A 6,346-nucleotide genomic window follows, 5' to 3' on the forward strand; every position below is an offset into this window, starting at 1 on the left:
AATTTAAGCTGAAAGCCTGATATTTTAAGCTTTAGTTTCAGCCTGTGAATTATTTGATATCAATTACAAGGAGCATCGCCCCTTGTTGCGATGTAAAAGGCTTGCAGCCCTTTTGTATTGTCTATTAGCGAAGCGGTTTAGCCCTTGCCAAACGGATGCTCTGCCAACTCACCTTTCGCCAGTGGGTGATAATCACCAAATCAGGCAACAGCTTCTTTATCGCGTATATCGTGCACTATTTCAATGGCCTGGCGTGTATCGCCAATGCGGTAACAGGTGCCAACTAATACATGCTGGTAACTAACCGAATGTAGATCAGTAAAACTACCGCTGAATTCAATTTCTTCACCATTCATGGAGTACCAGTGACCACGAGATGTGAGGTAGGAGAGGTCGATGTCGTAAATTTTGTTGGGATCACCTTCTTCTACCTTCTTTTTAAGTGCAATAATGCTTGGATGATGACGCAACTGTAAAATAGTGTAGATATTCCCTTTTTTTTCTATATCTTCTAGTGCATCAATATTCCAGGGATTTAATACGATTGGTTTTTCACAAATCACATTGGCGTCACGGCGTAAAACAAAGCGGATATGTGAATCGTGTAGGTAGTTGGGCGAGCATACCGATACAAAATCCAAAGGCGTATTGTTGCGTTTTAGCTTCTCGATATGACAATCGAAACACTCAAACTCAACAAAGAAATCTGCATTGGGAAAGAAACTATCCATTATACCAACTCCATCATAAGGATCTTACTCTTATTCTCATAAATTAAAAATTGCTATGCAATTCATGTTTATTTAGATAAACACATTAGTATAATTTGACCAATTTGAGGTTTACAAATTGCTTGCTCTGCAAGCTATATAAGTTATTCTTAAAATAATAAATATCAGTTAATAATATTCCCTGTACCACTTAATAAATTTATTCAAGCCTTCATCTAAACTTGTTTGGGGACTAAAACCAATACGCTTCTTCAAGTCACTAACATCGGCATAGGTTTGATAGACATCACCTTTTTGCATTGGCAAAAATTCTTTAATGGCTTCTTTGCCGATATGCTTTTCAAGGGTATTGATAAAATCCATCAGTTTAACCGGGGTATGATTCCCAATATTAAAGAGGCGATAGGGTTTTTCCTCTTCTTCCGGTGTATCAAAAGGTAAATCGATCAATCGCTCAATAGCTTCTGTAATATCATCAATATAGGTAAAATCACGTTCCAGATTGCCCTCATTAAAGACCTGAATAGCTTCTCCGCTTATAATTTTACGTGTAAAGGAGAAATAAGCCATGTCGGGTCGTCCCCATGGACCATAAACCGTGAAGAAACGAAGGCCAGTTACCGGAATATTATAAAGTGAAGCGTAACTATGAGCCATGGCTTCATTAGCTTTTTTTGTGGCTGCATATAATGATACCGGTTCGTCGGTGCGGTCGGTCACCAAAAAAGGTATTTTCTGACTATTACCATAAACCGAACTGGAAGATGCGTATACCAAATGCTTCACCGGGTTATGACGGCAAACCTCCAGTATATTAATAAAACCAATAAGGTTACTATCGATATATTTATATGGGTGTTCAATGCTGTAACGCACGCCTGCCTGAGCAGCAAGGTTTATGATTGCATCAAATTTTTCTGTTTGGCACAGTTGGTCAAGCGAAGGCTTATCACATATATCCATTTTGATAAAGCGGATATTGGATAAATTTTCTAATTGCCTGATACGGGTTTTTTTCAGGTCGATTGAGTAATAGTTATTAACGGAATCAATTCCAACAATCTTATAATTTCCTTTAGCCAGTAAACGGCATAAATGAAATCCAATGAAGCCTGCAGCTCCGGTAATTAATACTTTTGTCACAATTTATAGGTTGGAATGGATTAATGTTTGTTGCTTAAAGTTTTTAAGTATTTAGAAGTTAATTAGAGTAACTTCTTAATTACTATTTGAATCTGTTAATATGATAATTACTGTTCTCTCGAAATCCTTTTAAACAACTGCCTTCTGTCTAAAAACAATTGACTATCATTCACAGCTTCGCCTCCTCAGTTACAGTGTGTGAGTCTGTTCTATTGTATAAAAATGATTAAACGCTTCACAATTAAGCTTAATCATGATGGCCAATTCATTACCACCTAATCAATGTTGAATGGCATGACCGTTTAATAAATTATGAGGTTTTTGTTTGATCCCTGACTTTTATACACCGGAAAAGGGGATAGGTTACCCTACCGCATTATTCTTTTTTCAAGTTACATTTTTGCAGCCGCTAATCAGACAGCTATAGCAACACATAAATAACTGTTTGCGTAAGAATACCTGCTTTAAACTATCTATTTGTGATATAAACGGCATCTTAAGATATCTATTAAATCGATGAGATAAAATGCCTGCTCTAAGCTCCAATGTATAATCTGCAATTGAATTGAAAGCATTCAAGATTATCATTAGAGTAATCATTTGTGATTTCCTGTGTTTGTCCAAAACCTCTTTCTAAAAATACATGCGAATTTAATAAAAATGTAACGTGAGCACTCCGTCACATCAGGAAAATCACTATTAGCGGTTAAACATTTTACTGGCTTTTTTCTATAATGTTTTTTATCAGGGTGATAGAGTTTTAACTTTTTTAATTAATCTCTTGGTCTACTTCAGGAATGTTGATTACTACTAAGCTTTTGTCTTTGCTTGCAGTGTTATGAAAATCAGGATGTTTTTAATATCTCTCTAAGAGCGTTATTATATACCTGTCTTATATTTGATATTATGTTATTTTTGTATATCTGAAAATAGCCGGAACATGCCGGCTACTTCCATAATTCATATTTCTTAGTTTATTGCTTCTAATTTAGCTTTTACCTCATTGTATTTATCCATACGCTCAAATCGGTAATATAAACCCTTTAAAGTTTCTAATACTGCAGCTTCTTCAGGTTGTACCTCATGAGCCTTTTCCATAAAAGGTAATGACTTTTCCCAGAAATCATTAGCAACTTTCATTGCCTCATTGAATTCTTTTGTAGTAGTCTTGTCATTAGCAATGTTTTGCTGCTCAACACCTTTATTGTAATAGATTACACCAATGTTATACAAAGAATTAAAGAATGCATCATCAATTTCAAGACACTTTTCGTAGTTTTCAATTGCCTTATCTTTATCAATGTTTTCATATAATACGCCTCGCGCATAATAGAACGAAGGGTTCTCAGGATCTTTCTCAATAGCAGTATTTAAATATTCCAACGCTGCATCGTTCTGCTGAGCATCCAGGTAATACTGAATCAGAGTTGTTAAAATACGCTCATCTTCAGGGTATTTCTGGAATCCACGCTGAAGGTTTTCGGCAACCTTAACGCTGTCACCATTAGCATCAAACACCTGGTCTAATAATAGAACTGCGTCACCGCCTCCATAACCAAGATCGATTGACTGGTTAAAGAATTGCTCAGCTTTTGGCCAGTCTTTTGCATTGTAGGCAGCCAAAGCACAGTTGTATACAATTGCTGTGTCAATGCCCGGAGCATCAGCCTGGAACATTGGCAAAGCATTAAAATACAATACATTTTCGAAGGCAAACAATGCCTTACCAAAATCCTCGGTATTAAATCCTTCAATACCTGAATTGGTCAGGTCTGGTTTAAAGAATGTCAGCTGTAACTTGATATCCTTTTCATATTTACCAATACCTTTTCCTTTGGCATCACCTTTTTGATCCAATTCGATGGCTTTCTTATAATATTCCACCGCTTTCTTTATGCCGTCAACATCTTCACCACTTTTAGCCAGTTCGGTATAAACCTTGGCCGCAACAATATATGTTTTTGGCCAGTTAGTTGACTTTTCATGCTCCAGTGCCTGGTCGATGGCTTTCTTAGCAGCCTCAAGGTCTTTGGTATCCAAATACCCATTAGCAGCAGAAACCTTGCCCTTTTGAGCAAAAACAGCTGAGATGCTGAAAATTAAAATTGCAAATAGCGCTAATCTTTTCATTTCAAAAAGTTTTAGATTGATTTTGTGAGGCAAATATAGTATTTATCCTCATTCGTTAGTTTGTTCCGTTGTATTTTCAGTTACCGCATCGTCATTATCATCATCCTGTTCAAAAGCTTCCTGCTCAATAGCGGCTTCCGAGGTTACCTTTGCCACAGATGCAATTTCATCCTGTTTTTTCGATAAATTGATTAAACGTACTCCCTGAGTGGCACGTCCCATCACCCGCATCTCGCTAACAGACAGACGAATGGCGATACCTGAACGATTAATAATCATTAAATCGTTATCATCAGTCACGTTCTTGATGGTAATCAATTCCCCGGTTTTGTTGCTGATGTTCATGGTTTTAACACCTTTACCACCACGATTCGTCACCCGGTAATCTTCCGTCTTCGAACGTTTTCCATATCCTTTTTCTGATACTACCAAAATATCTTCGGCCTCTGTATCCTTAACACAAACCATGCCAACCACCTCGTCAGCCTCTGAAGCCAGCGTTATCCCTCGCACTCCGGCACCTGTACGTCCAATGCATCTGGCCTGTGTTTCGTTGAAACGAATCGCTCTACCCGAACGCGTAGCCATCAGAATTTCAGATTCTCCATTGGTCAATCGTGCCTGCAGCAATTCATCATTTTCTTTAATGGTAATGGCATTAACACCGTTCACACGTGGACGGGAATAATCTTTTAATAAAGATTTTTTTACAATACCTTTTCTGGTTCCCATCATTATATAGTGCGAATTGATATAATCCTCGTCATTCAGCTTCTTAACTTTGATAAAAGCTTTAACTGTATCATCCGGATCAATATTCAACAGGTTCTGTATCGCTCTACCTTTCGAGTTTTTCGTTCCTTCTGGTATCTCGTATACTTTCAGCCAGAAACAGCGGCCTTTTTTAGTAAAGAACAACATTGTGTTGTGCATCGAAGCAGGATAAATGTGCTCAATAAAGTCTTCATCACGCGTTGTTGACCCTTTTGACCCTACTCCTCCTCTGTTTTGCGTTTTAAACTCAGCCAGAGGAGTACGTTTCATATAGCCTAAATGAGAAATGGTAATAATCATTTCTTCATCGGCGTAAAAATCTTCAGGATTAAATTCTTCAGAGCTATATACAATATCAGTTCGACGATCGTCGCCATATTTACCTTTAACCTCTTCCAGCTCTTCCTTGATGATGCTCATTCGAAGTTCCACATTGGCAAGGATATCTTTCAAATGTGCAATTTCTTTCATCAATTCGTCATATTCAGCACGTAGTTTATCCTGCTCCAGTCCGGTTAATTGACGTAAGCGCATTTCAACTATAGCACGAGCTTGAATTTCAGTCAACTCAAAGCGTTTAATCAGATTTTCACGTGCTTCATCTGGTGTTTGTGCCGCGCGGATAATCTTGATCACTTCGTCAATGTTATCACTGGCAATAATTAAGCCTTCCAATATGTGGGCACGCTTCTCAGCCTGATCAAGTTCGTATTGTGTACGACGTGTTACTACTTCGTGACGGTGATCAACAAAGCACTTAATCAGACCTTTCAGGTTTAATAATTGAGGACGACCATTTACCAGTGCGATATTATTCACACCAAAAGAAGTTTGCATAGCTGTGTACTTATATAGATGGTTTAGTACAACATTAGCTATTGCATCCTTTTTAAGGTCAATAACGATACGCATACCATGTCGGTCCGATTCGTCATTTACGTTAGAGATGCCATCAATCTTTTTGTCGTTAACAAGGTCTGCAATTTTCATAATCAGCTCAGCCTTGTTTACCAGGTAAGGAATTTCAGTGATAATAATTTTCTCACGTCCATTACTTTCCATTTCGATATCAGTTCTTGCACGAATTACTACTCGTCCTTTACCGGTATGGAAAGCATCCTTCACACCCTGATAACCATATATGGTACCGCCAGTTGGGAAATCCGGTGCTTTGACAATATCAATTAACTGATCTATTTCTATTTCTTTATTATCGATATAAGCAATGGTCGCATCAATCGTATCCTTCAGGTTGTGTGGTGGCATATTGGTTGCCATTCCTACTGCAATACCAGATGCACCATTAACTAACAGGTTTGGTATACGTGTTGGCAATACTGTTGGTTCCTGAATCGAGTCATCAAAGTTGAGTTGAAAATCAACGGTGTTCTTTTCAATATCCACCAACATTTCTTCAGCAAGCTTATTCAATCGCGCTTCGGTGTAACGCATTGCTGCCGGACTATCACCATCAACCGAACCAAAGTTTCCTTGTCCATCAACTAAAGGATAGCGTAGAGACCATTCCTGAGCCATACGCACCATGGCAAAATATACCGATGAATCAC

Annotated in this window: 4 protein-coding genes; all 4 read right to left on the bottom strand. The window is 38.0% G+C overall.

From position 1 onward, the window contains the following. Positions 1-200: 200 nt before the first annotated feature. Entirely contained in the window at positions 201-731 is a 531-nt protein-coding gene (locus AC4MRQ_RS24345) for a Gfo/Idh/MocA family oxidoreductase (RefSeq protein WP_491200335.1), read from the bottom strand. A 168-nt stretch (positions 732-899) separates the two neighbouring features. After that, the gene (locus AC4MRQ_RS24350; protein WP_491200336.1) at positions 900-1,874 is read right to left on the bottom strand and encodes an SDR family NAD(P)-dependent oxidoreductase; all 975 of its coding nucleotides are present in this window, start codon (positions 1,872-1,874) and stop codon (positions 900-902) included. A 969-nt stretch (positions 1,875-2,843) separates the two neighbouring features. Beyond that, positions 2,844-4,004, bottom strand: a complete 1,161-nt coding sequence (locus AC4MRQ_RS24355; protein WP_491200337.1) for a tetratricopeptide repeat protein — start codon at positions 4,002-4,004, stop codon at positions 2,844-2,846. Positions 4,005-4,052: 48 nt separating this feature from the next. Then, on the bottom strand, positions 4,053-6,346 hold a 2,294-nt coding region (gene gyrA, locus AC4MRQ_RS24360; RefSeq protein ID WP_491200338.1), incomplete at its 5' end, for a DNA gyrase subunit A.

The organism is Carboxylicivirga sp. (assembly GCF_982718395.1).

Coding starts and splice junctions, on each gene's coding strand:
- AC4MRQ_RS24355 (WP_491200337.1), bottom strand. CDS start 4,004: ATGAAAAGATTAGCGCTATTTGCAATTTTAATTTTCAGCATCTCAGCT.
- AC4MRQ_RS24345 (WP_491200335.1), bottom strand. CDS start 731: ATGGATAGTTTCTTTCCCAATGCAGATTTCTTTGTTGAGTTTGAGTGT.